This window comes from Bacillus marinisedimentorum, from assembly GCF_001644195.2.
GTDB classification, from domain to species: Bacteria; Bacillota; Bacilli; order Bacillales; family Bacillaceae_O; genus Bacillus_BL; species Bacillus_BL marinisedimentorum.
The window spans coordinates 1-17,417 of record NZ_LWBL02000041.1; the positions used below are offsets into that span (position 1 = coordinate 1).

At 45.3% G+C, this 17,417-nt stretch carries 19 protein-coding genes; 6 read left to right on the forward strand and 13 right to left on the reverse strand.

Annotation, left to right across the window (positions count from 1 at the left end; genetic code table 11):
• Window positions 1-19: 19 nt before the first annotated feature.
• The 6 genes from A4U59_RS12165 to A4U59_RS12190 all read right to left on the reverse strand — a co-directional run bounded on the left by A4U59_RS12165 (window position 20) and on the right by A4U59_RS12190 (window position 3,837).
• A complete protein-coding gene (locus A4U59_RS12165; protein ID WP_070120856.1) occupies window positions 20-427 on the reverse strand; it encodes a hypothetical protein in 408 nt (135 codons plus the stop codon).
• A gap of 3 nt (window positions 428-430) precedes the next feature.
• A complete protein-coding gene (locus tag A4U59_RS12170; RefSeq protein ID WP_070120857.1) occupies window positions 431-988 on the reverse strand; it encodes a DUF1643 domain-containing protein in 558 nt (185 codons plus the stop codon).
• 14 nt (window positions 989-1,002) lie between these two features.
• On the reverse strand, window positions 1,003-1,356 hold the full coding sequence (locus A4U59_RS12175; RefSeq protein ID WP_070120858.1) for a thioredoxin domain-containing protein: 354 nt from the start codon (window positions 1,354-1,356) through the stop codon (window positions 1,003-1,005).
• Window positions 1,357-1,376: 20 nt separating this feature from the next.
• Window positions 1,377-1,721, reverse strand: coding sequence for a hypothetical protein (locus tag A4U59_RS12180; protein ID WP_070120859.1), 345 nt, complete (start codon window positions 1,719-1,721; stop codon window positions 1,377-1,379).
• A gap of 86 nt (window positions 1,722-1,807) precedes the next feature.
• Window positions 1,808-2,791, reverse strand: coding sequence for a helix-turn-helix transcriptional regulator (locus tag A4U59_RS12185; RefSeq protein WP_083270822.1), 984 nt, complete (start codon window positions 2,789-2,791; stop codon window positions 1,808-1,810).
• 35 nt (window positions 2,792-2,826) lie between these two features.
• On the reverse strand, window positions 2,827-3,837 hold the full coding sequence (locus tag A4U59_RS12190; RefSeq protein WP_083270823.1) for an EVE domain-containing protein: 1,011 nt from the start codon (window positions 3,835-3,837) through the stop codon (window positions 2,827-2,829).
• Between the two features lie 382 nt (window positions 3,838-4,219).
• Here A4U59_RS12190 and A4U59_RS22025 point away from each other — a divergent pair, with 382 nt between their 5' ends.
• Entirely contained in the window at window positions 4,220-4,822 is a 603-nt protein-coding gene (locus A4U59_RS22025) for a thiolase family protein (RefSeq protein WP_211274931.1), read from the forward strand.
• Window positions 4,809-5,441 carry a thiolase C-terminal domain-containing protein gene (locus A4U59_RS22030; RefSeq protein ID WP_211274932.1) on the forward strand — a complete coding sequence of 211 codons (633 nt, stop codon included), beginning with the start codon at window positions 4,809-4,811 and terminating at the stop codon, window positions 5,439-5,441. Before A4U59_RS22025 ends, A4U59_RS22030 begins: the two co-directional genes overlap by 14 nt.
• A gap of 330 nt (window positions 5,442-5,771) precedes the next feature.
• Here A4U59_RS22030 and A4U59_RS12200 read toward each other — a convergent pair whose 3' ends face one another.
• The 4 genes from A4U59_RS12200 to A4U59_RS12215 form a co-directional block, all read right to left on the reverse strand.
• A complete protein-coding gene (locus tag A4U59_RS12200; RefSeq protein ID WP_211274933.1) occupies window positions 5,772-6,974 on the reverse strand; it encodes an acetyl-CoA C-acyltransferase in 1,203 nt (400 codons plus the stop codon).
• A gap of 24 nt (window positions 6,975-6,998) precedes the next feature.
• Entirely contained in the window at window positions 6,999-8,732 is a 1,734-nt protein-coding gene (locus A4U59_RS12205) for a class I adenylate-forming enzyme family protein (protein ID WP_070120861.1), read from the reverse strand.
• 88 nt (window positions 8,733-8,820) lie between these two features.
• Window positions 8,821-10,239 carry a carotenoid oxygenase family protein gene (locus tag A4U59_RS12210; RefSeq protein WP_070120862.1) on the reverse strand — a complete coding sequence of 473 codons (1,419 nt, stop codon included), beginning with the start codon at window positions 10,237-10,239 and terminating at the stop codon, window positions 8,821-8,823.
• A gap of 39 nt (window positions 10,240-10,278) precedes the next feature.
• On the reverse strand, window positions 10,279-11,271 hold the full coding sequence (locus A4U59_RS12215; RefSeq protein WP_070120863.1) for an NAD(P)H-dependent flavin oxidoreductase: 993 nt from the start codon (window positions 11,269-11,271) through the stop codon (window positions 10,279-10,281).
• Between the two features lie 280 nt (window positions 11,272-11,551).
• On the opposite strand from A4U59_RS12215, the gene A4U59_RS12220 reads away from it, so the two are divergent.
• The 4 genes from A4U59_RS12220 to A4U59_RS12235 all read left to right on the forward strand — a co-directional run bounded on the left by A4U59_RS12220 (window position 11,552) and on the right by A4U59_RS12235 (window position 14,796).
• Window positions 11,552-11,860, forward strand: a complete 309-nt coding sequence (locus A4U59_RS12220) for a muconolactone Delta-isomerase family protein (protein ID WP_070120864.1) — start codon at window positions 11,552-11,554, stop codon at window positions 11,858-11,860.
• A 24-nt stretch (window positions 11,861-11,884) separates the two neighbouring features.
• Complete coding sequence (locus A4U59_RS12225) at window positions 11,885-12,805, forward strand: alpha/beta hydrolase (protein ID WP_070120865.1); 921 nt, start codon at window positions 11,885-11,887, stop codon at window positions 12,803-12,805.
• The gene (locus A4U59_RS12230) at window positions 12,802-13,248 is read left to right on the forward strand and encodes an acyl-CoA thioesterase (RefSeq protein WP_070120866.1); all 447 of its coding nucleotides are present in this window, start codon (window positions 12,802-12,804) and stop codon (window positions 13,246-13,248) included. Before A4U59_RS12225 ends, A4U59_RS12230 begins: the two co-directional genes overlap by 4 nt.
• A gap of 180 nt (window positions 13,249-13,428) precedes the next feature.
• Complete coding sequence (locus tag A4U59_RS12235; protein ID WP_070120867.1) at window positions 13,429-14,796, forward strand: sigma-54 interaction domain-containing protein; 1,368 nt, start codon at window positions 13,429-13,431, stop codon at window positions 14,794-14,796.
• 92 nt (window positions 14,797-14,888) lie between these two features.
• On the opposite strand, the gene A4U59_RS12240 is transcribed toward A4U59_RS12235, so the two are convergent.
• The 3 genes from A4U59_RS12240 to A4U59_RS12250 form a co-directional block, all read right to left on the reverse strand.
• On the reverse strand, window positions 14,889-15,395 hold the full coding sequence (locus tag A4U59_RS12240) for an endonuclease domain-containing protein (RefSeq protein ID WP_245680549.1): 507 nt from the start codon (window positions 15,393-15,395) through the stop codon (window positions 14,889-14,891).
• 184 nt (window positions 15,396-15,579) lie between these two features.
• Window positions 15,580-16,497, reverse strand: a complete 918-nt coding sequence (locus A4U59_RS12245; protein ID WP_070120869.1) for a 4Fe-4S binding protein — start codon at window positions 16,495-16,497, stop codon at window positions 15,580-15,582.
• A gap of 78 nt (window positions 16,498-16,575) precedes the next feature.
• Entirely contained in the window at window positions 16,576-17,409 is an 834-nt protein-coding gene (locus A4U59_RS12250; protein ID WP_070120870.1) for a dimethyl sulfoxide reductase anchor subunit family protein, read from the reverse strand.
• Window positions 17,410-17,417: the final 8 nt, after the last annotated feature.

Below are 17,417 nucleotides of genomic sequence, written 5' to 3' on the forward strand. Positions count from 1 at the left end.
TCTTTATTTAATCACACAACTATTTTATTTTCCCTTCACATACCCGTTTCCACCTAGCCATTTTCCCTATAGACAATCCCTCTCCAACCTCCTCCAAAAACCTCTCCCTAAAAAGAACATGAACATATCTAGGAAACAACCTTTTCCATGGATACCCTTCCAATATTGCCAAAGCGCCCTCCCAACCCTTTAAAGGCCCAGAAGGCCTTTCGATAGTCGGCTTTAAATTCACAAGGTCTTTATCAGCCCCTTCTTCTTGATAAGATTCCTTATTCTGGTCAGCAAATATTTCATTGAGGTCAAGTGTAAATATCCATTCACCAATTTCATCCCTATCGTTAGGAGGAATGCCATAAAGCGTTATACTGCCTCCCTCTGCACCTAACTTAAGTATAATTTCTGCCTTACTCTCCACATTAGATTCCATTTTTTACACCCCCATTTTTTCAGGGATGAATGGAAGCATTTCCATCTTATATCCCCAGACCATTCCATGCAGCGGATAAATGCCTTTATTAGAAATCTTATCGATATAAAATAGGTTTTTGCCTTCAATTAATTGCAAAATATTCCGAACTCTATTGTCGTACTTTGCCTTTAGCCCCGCTGGATAGTTCCCCCACGCCAATATAACGGTGTCCGCATCCTCTATTGCTCTATGAATATGGGAATCATTTTCCGGGCCAATGATGTCTATTTCCCCTGCTTTTGTTTTTAGCGTTTTAGCATCCGGTGTTCGATAAGCAAAAAGGTTCACAATGGTAATATAATCGAACCCTTTTCGATGACAGTAGTTAATGACCCTGTTTGCTGTTTGATCGCCATTTGTATGTGATGCCACACTCGGATTTTTCATGATAACCACAACTTTGTTTTTCGGTTGATCGCTTAAAGGGATGTTCAAAGCATATCGATAGTGATCGTCCCCCTCACTTTTGATTTTTTCCTTTAATACTAAAGATGGGTACTCCAATGGGAATTCCTTCAATGCTTTTCACTCCTTTAATTATTTTCATTTCTAAATTGCAGCCGGTTACTGTAAACATCTTTAAGGTATTTTTGAAAAAGATTTACCTCACGTTGGTCGTAACATTCTATATAATCGTATGCATGAGGATTCATTTCCTTTTCTACCTTGATGGTATATCCATGATCAACCTGACAAACATTCACATAAAACTGCGGAATAGTAGGTCCCACCTTCACCCAATTGTCCTCATTATCCAATGTCCCGATATTATAATACTCAACTCCATCAACAACTTTAGATTCACCAATGGATGGATTGTCTCTGGATGGCTTTGTAGAATACATGAAAAAAGTGAAGAAGGGCAGAAAAACTAAGATAAACATCATCCTTCAGGCACCTCCTTTACCTATTGCTTCAATTCATTTTGCAGCACTACATGCTTCCGACCGATTATATTCAACCTTGCGAAACCTTCAAAAGTAAAAAAGTAAATATGTGATTCAAAATCCCAGTTAGTGTTTTGTACTTCTACAATTTCCACTCCCTCACAAGGAAGTTCGAATGATAACCCCCGCTCATCCGATATTTTGATGAACTGATCGGAATCATCATTTTTCCCGACAACGGACACCTTCAAATTCGGGCCTTTCATGACAATTCGATCGTTCCATTCTCCATAATTCGTTAGGACCGATACTCTCTCCGGGATGACGTCGTTACAAATATCAAGGAATCTTTCCATTTCAGTCATGAAATCACTCCTTTATTTGTTCTTTTCTTCATATGTTCATTATATTCTCAAGAAACAAACCAACCCTTGCTAAAAAAAGCAAGGGTTCAATAATAGGTTTGATAAAATTTTTCTGCCTCTTCTTCCATCCGCTTCACTAACTTAGGCGGATACAACACCTTTGCATCCCCGCCCCATGTTAATAGCCAGCGGACCAGGCCATCAGCATAAATAGCCTTCGTAAACAATTTAAAATGACCATTATCCATTGGCCGAATATCCGCTTCAGGTCCAAACCTGTCGATCACAACATTAATCAAATGGTTGTCAAACTCAACTTCCATATCAATTTCTTCGCCCGAATACATATGGAACAACTTCTTTAAATAAGCAGGTATGTTAAAATTCGGATTTTTTATGAAGCGGTCATCCGTCCGGTAAATGTTACGCATTCTGTCCACTCGAAAATGTCTTTTTTCTTCTTTATCAACCGGTATTGCTATCAAATAATAAAAGTCCTGGCTCCACGTCAGCGCATACGGATTCATGCGATAGAAATCGCCGTTTCGATTTAAATGGAATTTCCTATCCGTTCCATACTTGCCGTACTGGAATGAGATGGTGTTTTGATTTTGAATTGCTTCATGCAAAACATGGATGGAGTCCCCGATATTTTTCAAGGCTGCACCGGGCTCATCGGCCAAAAATAACTGGTTATCCATCTGTTCCGCTAAATGGTTCCCTGCAAATCGTTTGAGCTGTTCAACTAAGCGGTGGGTTTCTTTAGGAGGAATGAACCTGGCTGCAACAATCGCATCTAGCAAAAGACGGAGCTCATGCAATTTCAACCCAATTCCGTCATACCAATAGAGCTTCTCAACGCCATTTTTCTCCCAATATTCATGCACCCTAAACAAGTCGGACTTTGCCAATGCAGCCAAATCTTGTTTTAAAGTAGCCGGTTTTATGTCTGCCTCATGAGGAAATTCCTCTATTATATCTCCGATCGACAGCTTATTCTCTTCATCCGAATACTTTTGCATGATTTCGATTAGCTTTAAGAGCCGGTCGCGTGAATCTAATTTACTCACATGACTCTCCTCCCTGCCGTTTTCAATGAAACGGTCTAGCTTTCTATGCAATTCCTATGAATATACCCCCAAAGCAAATCACTCTTCTTCTCATCAATAGAAAACATCGTCTGAGCAAACATATAATTAGATTCCGTTATCTCTTTCATTTCCGCAGCAGTTACAGGCTTCTTCAATCTCTTAAAATCCCATAAAGGTGTGTTATATTCTTCTTCGGACTCACCCTTATATGTCTCCTTATTGATGACGCCTGTGCCAGTCCCAACAGCCACTATGCCTTTTCCACTTTGATAAAGAAAAACCCTGTCACCTTTTTGAATTCTGTTAATCTTGTATTTCCATGGGGCATAGTAAGCGGCCGCTTTTCCTTTGTCCAGCATGTCGTGATGTGAAGCCTGATTGTTTGAGAAATTGGTATTAAGCACATAACTCGACTGCTCCGTTTCAATGACATCCTGTTCAGGGGAGTATGTATTCAGCTCAAGCAGTTTCTCGCCGGAATCAGTGTGGTAGACCCGGTAGACAATTGAATCAATATTCAGGCCGGTTGTTTTCCAATAATTGATCGCCTCTCTCGTCTTGCGATCGGTTCCGTCAGTAACGACAAGGAAATGCTGCTTCCGATTGAATTGTTCTTTTTTAAGAACTTTACCGATCTGTAAATTAAAATATCTCTCGTGTTCATCCAACAGTTCACCTGCTGACGGATTGAATATTTTAAATAACTCTTCCAACTTTTCATAGGTGGATGAACCAAAAATTTGTCCATACCGTAATACTTGAAGAAGGTTTTCCGAACTGGATTTCCATCGTTTCAGCTCGAAAATATACAGAGTCCCTTCCTTATCCAATGCCATAATATCCGGTTCTTCCTGCATTCTCCGCTGCCTGAAAATCGGCATCAGGCTTTGCTCATCCAGTAACCGCTCGATATTATTCGAAAGCAACTCTTCCAAATCCTGTTCAAGCCATCCCATCTGGTCAAGATTCGTCCTCTTCACCATCCGCAAATTCTTCTTATCCGCATCATCAAGATAATAAAGCACAATCTCCCCTCCTGCTTTTCAGGTAAAATTATCCTGATTAAATTGTACCATATATTGTATGCTTGAAAATTTTGTAGAAAAAGAAAGGGGGATGGGGGTGGGTGAACCTGTCCCCTCCATCACTCTGATCAAAATTTTGATCAGTGATTAATTTTCTACTCAAAATGCATAAAAGTAATCGGCGCCTATATTACAAAATCCAAAGTTTTCCCCATTGGTATAAAACTTGCTTGGCATTATTAAGAGCAAGACTTTACTTCGAACAATTAAAGACTTCTTGTTAAGGGTTTTCTTGTAGAGCGAGTAGTATCAACTTGATCATTATGAACCGCCCCCCTCACTCGACAGGGGCAGAAGAGAATAATGTAGGAGGAGATCAAGAATGGGTAACTCTAATGTATATGTACTCGGCGGTCATCAAACCGATTTTGCACGTAATTGGGCGCGCGACGGCAAAGAGATTTTCGATATATTAAAATCAGCTGTTCTAGGCGGCCTTGATGCAGTGAAGATTGACCCCGGTGATGTGGAAGTTGCGCATATCGGCAATTTTGTCGGTGAACTCGGGAGCAGGCAGGGGCAGCTTGGCGGCTTATTCGCTTCGATTCACCCTGCTTTTTCAGGTGTGCCTGCAAGCCGCCATGAGGCTGCTTGCGCTTCCGGCAGCATTGCCATTCTATCGGCAATGGCAGATATTGAAGCTGGAAGATATGATTTGGCCTGTGTTGCAGGAGTTGAACAATTGCGGAATGTTCCGGGGGATCAAGCGGCAGATTTTCTCGGCGTTGCATGCTGGACAGGACGTGAAGCTCTTGATGCAACTTACCCGTGGCCATATTTGTTTGATCGGGTAATTGACGTCTATGATGAACGGTATGGGATCAAGTATGAACATCTGGCCCGCATTGCAGAGATCAATTTTGACAATGCAAAGAAAAACCCCAATGCCCAAACGAGAAAATGGCAATTTAATGAGAAAAGATGATGAACATAATCATGTCATTGAAGGGCGCATCCGCCGCCAGGATTGCGGCCAGATGACGGATGGGGGAGCTGTGGTCTTTTTAGCTTCAAAAAGGTATGCCCTGCGTTATGCGAAGAGGCAAGGTGTTCCATTTGAAAGCATTCCATGGATAAAAGGGTGGGGACATAAGACAGCGCCAATGCTGCTTGAAGAAAAAGTGAAGCAGAGTGCAAATGAACGGTACGTTTTCCCGCATGTACGCGAGTCCATTGAAGACATGTTCCGGCGGGCAGGCATGACCGGAGTAAATGAAGTTGATGTGATTGAAACGCACGATTGTTTTTCCATTACAGAATATATGGCAATCGATCATTTTGGCATTACCGAGCCCGGGGAGGCCTGGAAAGCAATTGAGTCGGGTGAAATAGAATTCAACGGCAGCATCCCCATCAACCCGAGCGGGGGATTAATCGGCTCAGGGCATCCAGTCGGAGCAACAGGTGTGCGGATGATGCTTGATGCATATAAGCAAGTGACCGGTAAAGCCGGCGGGTATCAGGTTGAAGGCGCAAAGAATGTTGCAACCTTGAACTTAGGGGGCAGCACAACAACGACAGTTTGCTTTGTAGTCGGCATTTAACATGTTAAAAGAGACTGAGACATAAGTATTTCAGCTAATGATAAACCCAAACGATTAGGAAAGATTTCAATGAATCTTTCACCTGACCGTTCGGGTCTTTAATTACTCTTCAACAAATCTTTTAATGTTGCATACTATTTTTAAAAACCAGTGGAATGGAGCGGAGGACACTCGACTCCTACGGGAAATAGAGGAAAGGCTGAGACCCCGCAGGCGAAGCCGAGGAGGCTCAGCTTCCTCCCCGTGGAAAGCGAGTGTCTGCAGCGCAATGGAACGAACTTGTTTTTTCAGCTTAACTGAAATACTTACTAGATTTGGCGAAGCACATATTCAGCTTACTCTTTCAATAATCATCGCTGTTCCAACACCCCCTCCTCCACTAACAGCGACAAGACCTCTAAATAAATCTCTTCTTTCCAATTCCTCCAGCAAGATTGTGGTGAGGATGCTGCCCGTTGCGCCCATCGCATGCCCCATTGCAATCACTCCGCCATTTACATTGATCTTATCTGGGTCAATCTCTAAATCTCTCATATATTTTAATACGGTGGCAGCGAACGATTCATTGTACTCGAACAAATCGATATCGTTTACGGAAAACCCTGTCTTTGCCAAAATCTTTTCCGTTGCCGCTTGCCCGCCGGTCAATAATAGCGGATTTGTTGATGCGGTTGTCACAGCGGCAATTCTGGCTCTGGGCCGCAACCCTAATGCCGACTCGGCATGTTTGTTTCCCACCAGTACAAGCGAGGCCCCATCCGCTAACGATGGAGAGTTGCCAGGATGATGGAGGTAGTTGATTTCCTTCAATTCCGGGAACGCTGTAAAAATCGCTTCTTCCGCTTCTCCTGCACCGAAAGCTTTGAAGGACGGTTCTAGTTTTGCTAACGAATCGGTTGTGGCATGGTCGCGAATGAGCTCATCATGATCCAGTGCCAATTGATTCCCGGCATGATAGACAGGCACAAGGGAACGGGAAAAGTATTGATGATTTCTGGCAAAGGTCGCCCGCTCATGGGACATGGCGCCATACTCATCAAGCTGAGTGCGTTCAAATCCTTCGAGAGTCGCTATCAGATCTGCCGATACACCCATCTGGACGAAATTTGTCTTTTTCCTCACTTCAGGGTCCGCGTACCAGGCACCTTCATCGGAAAACATCCTGACACGGGTAAGGGATTCGACTCCTCCTCCCACCACAATATCTTCTGAACCGGAGTGGACTTTCATCGCCGCCATGCTTACGGCATCAAGTGCAGATGTACAAAATCGATTGACCGTGATACCAGCGGTTGATTCCGGCCATTCCGCCATGAGGGAAGCGATTTTCGCGATGTTTGCCCCCTGTTCTTTCACTTGTGTTACACAGCCTAACACGATATCTTCCACTGATTGTTTTTCAAGCTGGTTCCGTTTTTCAAGTGCGGCCAAAAGTTGGGTTACGAGTGAAATGGGTTCCACTGCAGCGAGCGAGCCGGTCTTTTTGGCAGCGCCCCTCGGCGTTCGGACCGCATCGTAGATATAAGCATCCATCAATCGCATCTCCTTCCCTAGCACTTAAGCCTTTAAGGATTCATCTTGTTCATGCAGCTGTTCGCGCAGTTTCATTTTTAAGATTTTCCCTACAGGATTCCGCGGGAGGGCGTCGATGATTTGGATACGTTCCGGAATCTTATAAGCTGCAACCTTATTTTCTTTAAAAAAGTCAATCATTTCCTCAAGGGAAAGCGGATCTTCCTTGTCTTTCATCACCACACAAGCGCATGCTTTTTCCCCCATCGTTCCATCCGGATAACCGACAATCGACACTTCGGCAACTTTCGGATGGCTTACCAGCAATGCTTCCACTTCTTCAGGCGAAATATTTTGCCCGCCGCGAATGATGATATCTTTCATCCGGCCAACCGCACGATAGTACTTCGGATTTTCTTCCTCTCCTGCAATCTCGAACAAATCGCCAGTACGGAAAAAACCTTCTTCATCAAATACCTTTTCATTGATGTCTTCCCGTTTCCAATATCCCGGCAACACACCGGCTCCTTTTATTCGCAGCTCACCCGGATGGTTCGTTTCCTTGATTTCCTCTCCTGTTTCGATATCTACAAGCTTACTCTCAATCCGTTCGGCAACCCTTGTTGACCAGTCCAGTCCTTTGACGCCGAACCGGGGGAAATATTGCGCTCTCCGGACCGGATCGGGAATATCTTTCGGTCCGCTTATAAAAGTGGCCCCTTCATTCGAACCGAAGTAATTGATAATGTCGATATTGTATTTCTCCTTCCAGCCTTTCACCATCCATGGCGAAAGAGGGGCGGAGCCAGAGCCGATCGCGCGGAGGGAGGAAATATCCACTTTCTCAAGAACTGCATCATTGTGCAGCATCATATTCAATAAAGCAGGCGGGGCCAGTGTATACGTGGCCTTTTCCTGGACAATCTGTTGTAAAAAGACAGGGAGGTCGAAAGGATGGTGCATGACCAGTTTGCTGCCGGCGAGCAGCCATGGGACAAACATGCCGCCGATCCCAGCCATGTTCACCATCGGAAACGTATTCAGCAAAATGTCCTCTTCTGTGAATTCCGCGACATCAACGGATGCATAGGCGGAAATGAACCATTCATTATGGCTTCTCGGCACCCCTTTTGGCTTCCCTTCGGTTCCTGATGTCCAGCAGATGGTAAAAATATCATTCGCCGTTTCGTTTAGAGAAGCCGTATACTCCTTCAGGTTGTCCTCGTCTCTATCCGTGATTCCGGCATGGTCTAAGGAAATGACCTCCTGAGACATAACAGGGTCGCTTCCCCAGGTGAAAATGGTTTGAACCGTCGGCAATTCGTGAAAAGCATCCACAAAGCTCTGGGTTGCCTGGTAATTGCCAATCTGTGTCATCGTCATAACGGCTTTGGCTTCTGTAAACGGAATCAGCTGTTTGTATTCATGCTCTCGGTATTGAACCGGAAAAGGACTGGCAATCGCGCCAATTCGCAAGATCGCCAGGTAAGCGATTACAATTTCAACGACATTTGGGAGCTGAACAACGATAACATCATCTTTTTTTACACCGTTTTTCAAAAGAAGAGCCGCAGTCCGCTCTACTTCATCATTTAACTCGCGGAACGTTAACCGTTTTGGCCTCGTTCCGCACAGACTGTCACGATTCAGCGGATCAAGGATTGCCTCCACATCCGGACGGGTCTCCACTTGTTTTCGGAAAACATCGTAAATCGTTTCCGTTGTCCACCAGCCTTTTGCCGTATACTCCGCAATCTTCTTTTCATTTGCAAGAATCATTTTTTCCACCCTTTCCATTCGATTTAATGTTCGGGACGATTCCTTTAAAATGCCAGACCTTCTTTACCAGTTGTTTTTTGGCCCGCTATTATTCAGCATAAAGATGATCGCCATGAATCCACGTGGCATGGAATCCCATCGGAACGCGCTGGGGAATGGCAATCCGTGCGACAGGGCCCAGTTCAAACTGTCGGGCATCAAGAATGATCAATTCCGATTGGTCTGTTTGCTCGTTATACACATACGTCACCACATAACCGTCATCTTCGGATTGCGCGTTATGTCTCGGGGCGAAGGCTGCTTCATTCCCATATTGATGAGGGGCGAACATGAATTTCTTGGATGCTCCCGTCCACGTATCATATTTCACGAGGCCATTGAATTTCATCGTGAAAGACGCATCGATATGGACGTTATAAGAGTACCTCGCTTTTTCCCCTAAATAGGTGGAGTTGATGACCGGGAACTCTGTGTTCATATCACATAGCATCCCTTCCTTCACTGCACCTGTTTTCATATTTAACCGCCACGAATATAACCGGGAATCGAGCCGCAAAAATTGCATCATTCGTTCGATTCTGCTTCCCCCTTCTATTTCAGGCGGCTCAGGCTCCCTGACACGGCAGCCAATCAGGACGATTTCATCCCCTTCTTCCCATGCATTGATCGTGTGGTAAATGTAGCAAGGGTCCGCTTCAAACCAGCGGACATCTTCTGTTTTTCCGTAGCGGGGAATGACACCGAAGCGGCTTGGCATCTCTTCAAAAAATTTCACTTTGTAGCGCCTTTTTTTCAAGGCTTCAGGGTCATTGAATAACGGTAAATCCATCAAGATGGAATAGTTGTCCGTTATCCACATATCATGCGGCAAGCGCGGGCCCGGCAGTTCGACCGGCACGCTATGGACTGATTTTCCATCGGCTGATACGACACCATAGAACATGTAAGGAAACGTGTTCCCATAATCGAAAAAGATGAACTCACCTGTCTTTTCATCCACTTTTGAGTGGGCGGACACATGATGTTTGAGCTGGCCGCCAAAATCCTCAACACCGATCGTTTCAAGTGTTTTCGCATCGATCCGGTACGGCTCACCCGAGATATACCACAAGCTGAGCAGATTATTATTATGAAAGACAACATCTGTGTTGGATGTGTTTTTCAATGGTTCGAAATCCGGGTTTTTTGAGACATCTTCCATTAACCCAGCCCAAAGCGGCTGTTGTTCGGCATGTTCTTGCTGGAATCCTTTTGTTCGGATATAACGATTCCGGTAGCTGACATTCCCTTCATGAATGTAAACGGCATGCAGCATGCCATCGCCGTCAAACCAATGATGCCTTCCAATCGGCTCATATTTCGGATTCGGCCCGTTCCTTACATACGCCCCACTGAAATCCGAAGGTACTTGTCCTTCAATTACCGCTAACTTTTCTTCCGCAATTTCTTTATCAATCGGCGCATAAAGCATATCCGTAAAATACGGATTATAATCCGTCTTGTTCATCACAATCTCCCCTTCGCCATAGTCCTCTTCACGTGACTGTCAGCTCTTAATCTCTGTGGGCGCATCCACCCTTCGAACCAGGTCCGCATAGGCGTCCCGGTACTCTCCCCGTAATCTCTCGATGATCTGGCCGGCTGGCTGGACGTCTTTAACCTGGCCGACGCCGTGGCCTGCTGACCAAATATCTTTCCAGGCTTTCTTATCACCCTGCGGATTACTGAAATCGATTGTTGATTTAGGCTTTAAGTTATCTACATCAAGCCCCGCTCTCTGAATACTCGGTTTCAGCATGTTTGCATGGACGCCTGTAAACGCATTGGTGGAAATGATATCGTCAAATTCTGACTCAACAAGCATTTGCTTGTATTGGCTATTCGCCAAACTTTCCTCTGCTGAGATAAAAGTTGTTCCCATATAAACGAGATCGGCACCAAGCGATTGAGCAGCCAAAATGCCTTTCCCGCTCGAAATTCCGCCGGCAAGGACGATGACGCCATCCCAAAACTGGCGAACTGCATCGACAAATGCGAACCCGGTAATCGTTCCGGTATGGCCGCCTGCCCCCGCACTCACAAGGATGAGGCCGTCCACTCCGGTTTCAGCCGCTTTTTTGGCAAAGTGAATGGAATTGACATCCGCAAATACCAGACCGCCGTAATCATGCACAGCATCAATGATTCGCACCGGGCTTCCAAGCGCCGTAATGACAATCGGCGGCTGGTATTTTTTTATCAAATCAAGCTCTTGTTCAAGCCGGTCATAGGAACGATGGGCGATGATGTTGGCTGCCCACGGCGCGACCGGTTCGTTCTGATGGCGTACTTTCGCCGCTTCAAGTTCTTCTGTTATCGTCTTCATCCATTGTTCCAATTGTTCGATGGTACGGGCATTCGGTGCTGGAAAGGCACAGATTACACCGCTTTTACAACATGCCGTCACGAGATCAGGCCCTGAAACTAAGAACATGGGCGCTGAAATAATCGGAAGTACCGTTTGCCCGGCGATTTTCCGCACGATTTCTTCTTTGTCCAATTGATAACCCCCATTTCTGTTGAGCTGGTTTCTCCTATATCCACTGCAAGAATAGTGCCAACTTAAGATATCAGTGCTGTTAAGCATTCCCGCTTCCGTATCCGCTTTTTACTGATAAGGTATTGAATCACTGATCAGTTTTTTGATCAGCAGTTTTGCAAACGTTGCGTGAAAACCAGCAAGTGATAGGCATAAGCTTGTTTTTGCGCCTCCCCTGATATGGCACGGGTTTTGCATAGTAGGTAAGACGACAACTCATAAGTCCGAAAGGGGTAATGGCATGTTATTTTTCATTAAAGTAAGTGTTCAGCAAAAAGATCTTACATTGGAGCAACTGTGGGATATCTGGGAAAAAGAAGCACAGGTCGCCAGACAAGCCATCGAGCAAAAGAAAATTGTACACGCCTATAAAGTGTCAGGGTCACGCCAGGTGCTTCTCATTCTTGATGCGGCTTCCCACGATGAAATCGACCGCATTTTCATGGCAGGTTTGCCTTTATCAAACTATGTGGTGATTGATGAAATTCTGCCGATCCGTCCCTACCTTGACTTTGCGGAAGACGTGGCAAACCGTTGGGAAATCAAATGATGTTTTCACAGGGAGGGATTTCAAATGAAGGTTGAGGAAGTTTTGTTCAACAGTGATGATGTTCAATTAAGCGGCTACTATTTTGTCCCAGACGGCATGGACCGGACAGAAACATATCCTGCAATTGTTATGGCGCATGGTTTCAGCCTTGTGAAGGAAGCGTATTTACCGAAGTATGCAGAGGTTTTTGCGAAAGCAGGCCTGGCTGTCCTTTTATTTGACTATCGCAATTTTGGAGATAGTGAAGGGGAACCGAGGCAGCATATGGATCCGAATGAACAAATTAAAGATTATCGCAATGCGATATCCTGGCTTTCCAATCGTCCTGAAATTGACCGGGAACGTATCGGCATCTGGGGAACGTCATATAGCGGCGGCCATGTATTGCACGTTGCCGCTGTCGATAAACGTGTGAAAGCGGCGGTATCACAAGTGCCGACAATCCGGGGATGGATAGGTGCTGAAAAGAAGATGGGAAAAGAGAATATGCAATCCTTTATTCGAAAGCTGATTGATTACCGGAACGCTAAATATAACGGTGCGCCTGCCGAATATATAAAGGTGGTGAGCGGAACCGGTGATGTTTGTGCCCAAACACATCCGGAAGCGTATCCCTGGTTTACGGCGATGGCTGAAGATGTTGGACCAAATTGGGAAAACCGGATTACGCTGGACTCCATGGAACATTACCTTGAATACTACCCGGCAGCCCAGATGGACCTTATTTCCCCCACCCCCCTTATGATGATTGTCGCTGCAGGTGATGGCATTACCCCGCCGGATGCTGCGATTCAAGCATTTGAGACACGAGTGAAAGATCCGAAAAAACTGGTTGAACTCCCGGGCGGCCACTTTGATGTTTATGACGGCGAAACCTTCAGCCTTGCAGTCAACGCTGCAAAAGACTGGTTTCTGGAGCACTTGACCCGGGAGAGAGACGCATGAGTTTACCAGACTATATAAAACCACCACTTGAAGAATGGCTGAATATGTTTCATTTTTTCTCAACGGTTAAGGTGAGAGTATGTGAAACAGACCACTTTGGACATGTAAACAACACGAGCTATTTTCCTTATTTTGAACAGGGGAGAGTCGACTATTTAGAAGAGGTCAACCTATATGAAAGCGACCTGTCAGTTATGGTAGGTGATGCGTATTGCCGTTACCACCGGCAAGCTCTTGCCAGGCAAGAACTTTCAATCGGTGTCCGAACTGCCCGCATCGGATCGAAATCTTTCACACTCGAATACGCAATCCAGCGATCAAATGATAAGGAACTGATTTCATCCGGCTGGACCACCATGATTTTGATTGATAAGCATACAAAGAAATCGGTCATGGTGCCGGAAGAATTGCGTACAGCCATTGACGAGCTGGATCATCGTTGATTCAAAAGACAAATAAGCAATAAGCCGCTCTTCCATTATGGGGGGCGGTTTTTTGTGTTTCCAACATAAGCACTGTGTAAATTTACAAAAAAGTCAAAATTGTTTATCATTAAAGAAAACAATCTTGATCAATAAATTGATCAGTTGCCTTTCTAATTAAAAAGAAGGTAGGGGTGCAGGATGGAGCAGCTATATTATGAAGCCTTCCAAAGGAGCTTCGATGGAATTTGTGTCCTTGATGCCAATGGGAATGGAGTCGCCATGAACGAAGCAGCTGAACGCATAACCGGGTTCAGCAAAGAGGAATTTGTCGGGGATAACGTTCGGAATGCCGTCAAAGAAGGGATCATTTCAAATTCAGTCACACTACGCGTGCTAGAAAAAAAGCGAGCCGTTACAGAAGTGATCAGCATCCGCGGAACCGAGGTCCTCGTAACAGGCAGCCCTGTTTTGGATTCCAGCGGAAAAATAACACATGTTGTCCTTAACGTCCGTGACATAACAGAGCTCAATAATGTAAAAATCGATTTGCTGCTATCCATTGCATTAAAACGGAAAAAAACCGGACCATCAACACACGAAGCCCTTCCCCACGGAAACAGCCTGGCTTTGACCGATAACATCGTTGCCAAAAGCACAAAAATGACCAAAATCATTCAACTGGTAACGAAAATTGCCAAAGTTGATTCCGCTGTCCTCCTGTTAGGGGAATCCGGTGTCGGAAAAGAAGTGATCGTGAAACTGCTCCACCGCCAAAGCCACCGGTCCACTAAACCGCTCGTAAAAGTGAATTGTGCCGCTATCCCCCATCACTTACTGGAATCCGAACTGTTTGGTTACGAAAAAGGAGCCTTTACCGGTGCGGATGACCGCGGCAAACCAGGGTTATTCGAAGAAGCAAACGGCGGAACAATATTCCTCGATGAAATTGGCGATATGCCGCTTGATTTACAAGTCAAATTACTCCGGGTTCTTCAGGAGCTGGAAATAAGGCGGGTAGGCGGCAGGAAGAACATAAAAGTCGATGTACGGGTCGTTTCCGCTACAAACAAAAACCTGGAAAAACTCGTACAGGAAGGAAAATTCCGCAATGACCTTTTCTACCGGCTTAACATCGTGCCCATCCAAATCCCCCCTTTACGCGATCGAATAGAAGATATCGCTCCACTTGCACATATGTTTCTTAACCGCGCCAATCAGAAATACAGCACAAACAAACACTTTCAACCAGGCGTAATCGAACTGCTTGAACGATACCGCTGGCCCGGCAACGTCCGTGAGATGGAAAACATCATCGAAAGGCTTGTCGTAACATCAGAATACGATGAACTCAGCTGGAGCGACTTGCCATTCATTTCGCATGATTCAGACGCAGCCAAAAATATATCATTAAAAAAAGTACTGCAAGAAGTCGAGAAAGAAATCATCCATGAAAAAATGAAAATGTATAAAACAACAAGAAAAACAGCCAAAGCACTAGGCATCAGCCAGGCATCGCTAGTAAACAAACTGAAAAAATATTCGCAGCAGGGCGATGGTTCTGCGTAATATTAACTGAACGCTTATCGTATTCCATCAACAAAACAAAGCATAAAAAGCTGCTCAATAATCACCAAGCCGGTGACAATAGAGCAGCTTTTTTACATCCTCTCATCAATCTTTTTCTCAATTGCAGCAATCACGTTAGGCATCCTGCCATTGATTTGCGAACCGCTGAATCGCAGGACTGTCCATCCATGTTTTTTTAAGTATAGATTCTTCCTTCTGTCATGCACCTTTTGTTCCGGAGTGGAATGATAAGCCTTTCCATCACATTCTATGGCAAGGTTATATTGTGGCAACGCAATGTCAATTCGATATTTCCCACATGGAACTTGAGTTTTTACATAGTACCCTCTAAATATTAAGCCTGTATATAACCTTATCTCTATAGGGCTTTCACATTTAAATCTCTGGTTATCGATTGGCACAGGCACTGTTTCAGGGGAAGAATTTCTCAGTATGGACACAGCATAATATAAAGGCATGGCGATGAAAATAAATGCAAACAACGTAAATCCCAGTACGGATTCCAATAAACTCACCTCAGTACTAGAATGAACAAAGCACTTCCAACCCATGCTTAGGACTCTTAAATTTTTTATCACCAGCACTTTTAGACAAATCTTTCTCTTTACTTTCTCTTTTAAGAATGCAGATGAACGTAAAAAAATATAATGAAGTAGAGTTCTGCGGAGTCACCGCTAAACTATGTAAATTGCCTTTACACCCGTTAAGCATCTCTACTACTAGTCGACCTCACTGCAGGAATTAACCGGGACTGGTCTCATCTCACACCTTACTCCGCAAAAAATCTCCCCTCCGATTCGCACAAACCCGACACTTCCCATCTCCCTCATTAAACGTCAGATACGACTGTTTGCAATCCGGACACGTTTTCCGGATTGCCTGATGGGTTTCCTTCGATGCTTCCGCAATCCGCGCTTCAATCATAACAGCACCTTCAGGACACGTATCCACACAAAGCCCACAATTCGAACAGGCCTGGCTTGATATTGCGAATTCCGTCTCCTCCAAACTGAAGCAGCCTTTCGGGCATAGTGAGGAACAGATTTTGCAGAGCGTGCATTTTTCTTCATCAACGGACACATCAAAAAACTGGTGGTCCGGATAGTATTTGGCAAGTTCCAGGCTGGAATGGTTGAAGCGCCATTTTGCCGGGGTGATGTTTGCCACGGTGGATTTGCTTTCTTTTCCCCATAGCGAAAAGAGTTCCCTTCTGGTGTAGGCTGTCTCTTCTTCGGCTGTTAACACCGAGTCCGTTACGAGAAAAGGCGGTTTTCCCAATTGGGCAAGGATGGCATTCGCTTCCTGGATATTATCGTTCCACTCGAGGTCTATTTCTTTTTCTTGTGAAAGGATGGTGGTGACCCCTCTGGCATGGATAATGAGCAGCTCGGTAACGGTTAATGGCTTTTCGTTTTCAGCAGCCAATTGGTTTCCGGCGATCGCTTTTTTCGGGAAGATGCCTTCGATTGCCTGGACGGGGCAGGCCACCATGCAGCATCCGCATGCCGTGCATTTGTCCGAATTGATGACCGGTTCTCCGTTTTTCAGCTCGATCGCATCGTCCGGACAGCTTTCGATACAGCTGGTGCAGGTCGCTTTCCGGCTTTTCTTCCGGACACAGCTATCCAGAACGTTATAGTCATAGTCAAGGCTTTCCAGCCAGCTGCCAAGGAGTCCCATATCCTTCACCTCTCCTCAATGTTGCAAAGAGGCAGGGTGGACCTGCCTCCTCCACTTACTTGTTCTTTTCTTCCTTAATCAAGATCCGATCACATAAAACAGATATCGGCTCATGCCTTCAGCGATGACGAAGACGAGCAGTGCCGCATAGACAAACGCATAACTCAGTTTTTGTTTCGTTCCGAGCGCCATATAGCCCAGAACACCGAGCCCAAGCAATTCAACAACCCAGCGGATGCCGGCCATTCCTGAGTAAGGAGCGAGTTTTTCTGCCGCGGTTCCGCCTGTAATCAATTGGATTTCAGAAGTATAGGCGGAGAACATTGCCGCTCCGATCACCTGGATGGCAATCCCGAAGATGCTGATCATGAATGCGCGTTTTATGATATCTTTCCGTTTTTCCTTCTCCATGCCTGGAACTAGCAGGCTTGCGCCAAGAACCGGACCAAGGGCGAAGGCGGTACCGAAGAAAACAATGTACGTATTCAGATGGTCCCACCCATTAATCCGGGTAACCGCATATGTTGTTGCCATTGAATAGATTGCAATCAATCCGACTAAACCCGTGACGATCATGAGAACCGGCTTCACTTTTTTATACACAAGTGCCAGTCCGGCAGTGATGCAGATGAGTGCCAGGAATAGGCCGGTGAAGACTATTTCGTTACTCATCCACGAGCGCCCAAACCCTTTGACGGTGTTAATGGCACTCATTGGGCTGCCGAGGTGGAAGAAGGATCCGATTAACCCGACGATCGCGACAAGCGCTGTAATAACGAGCGGCCATTTCATAAGACGGCTTACATCAGTTGTGGTTTTTTTCAAGCTTCCGTGTGCAAACCAGAGAAACAGGATGCCGCCGACAGCAGCCGGTAGGGCGACTGTGAAAATTAACAACGGCCATTCATGCATGATGATCC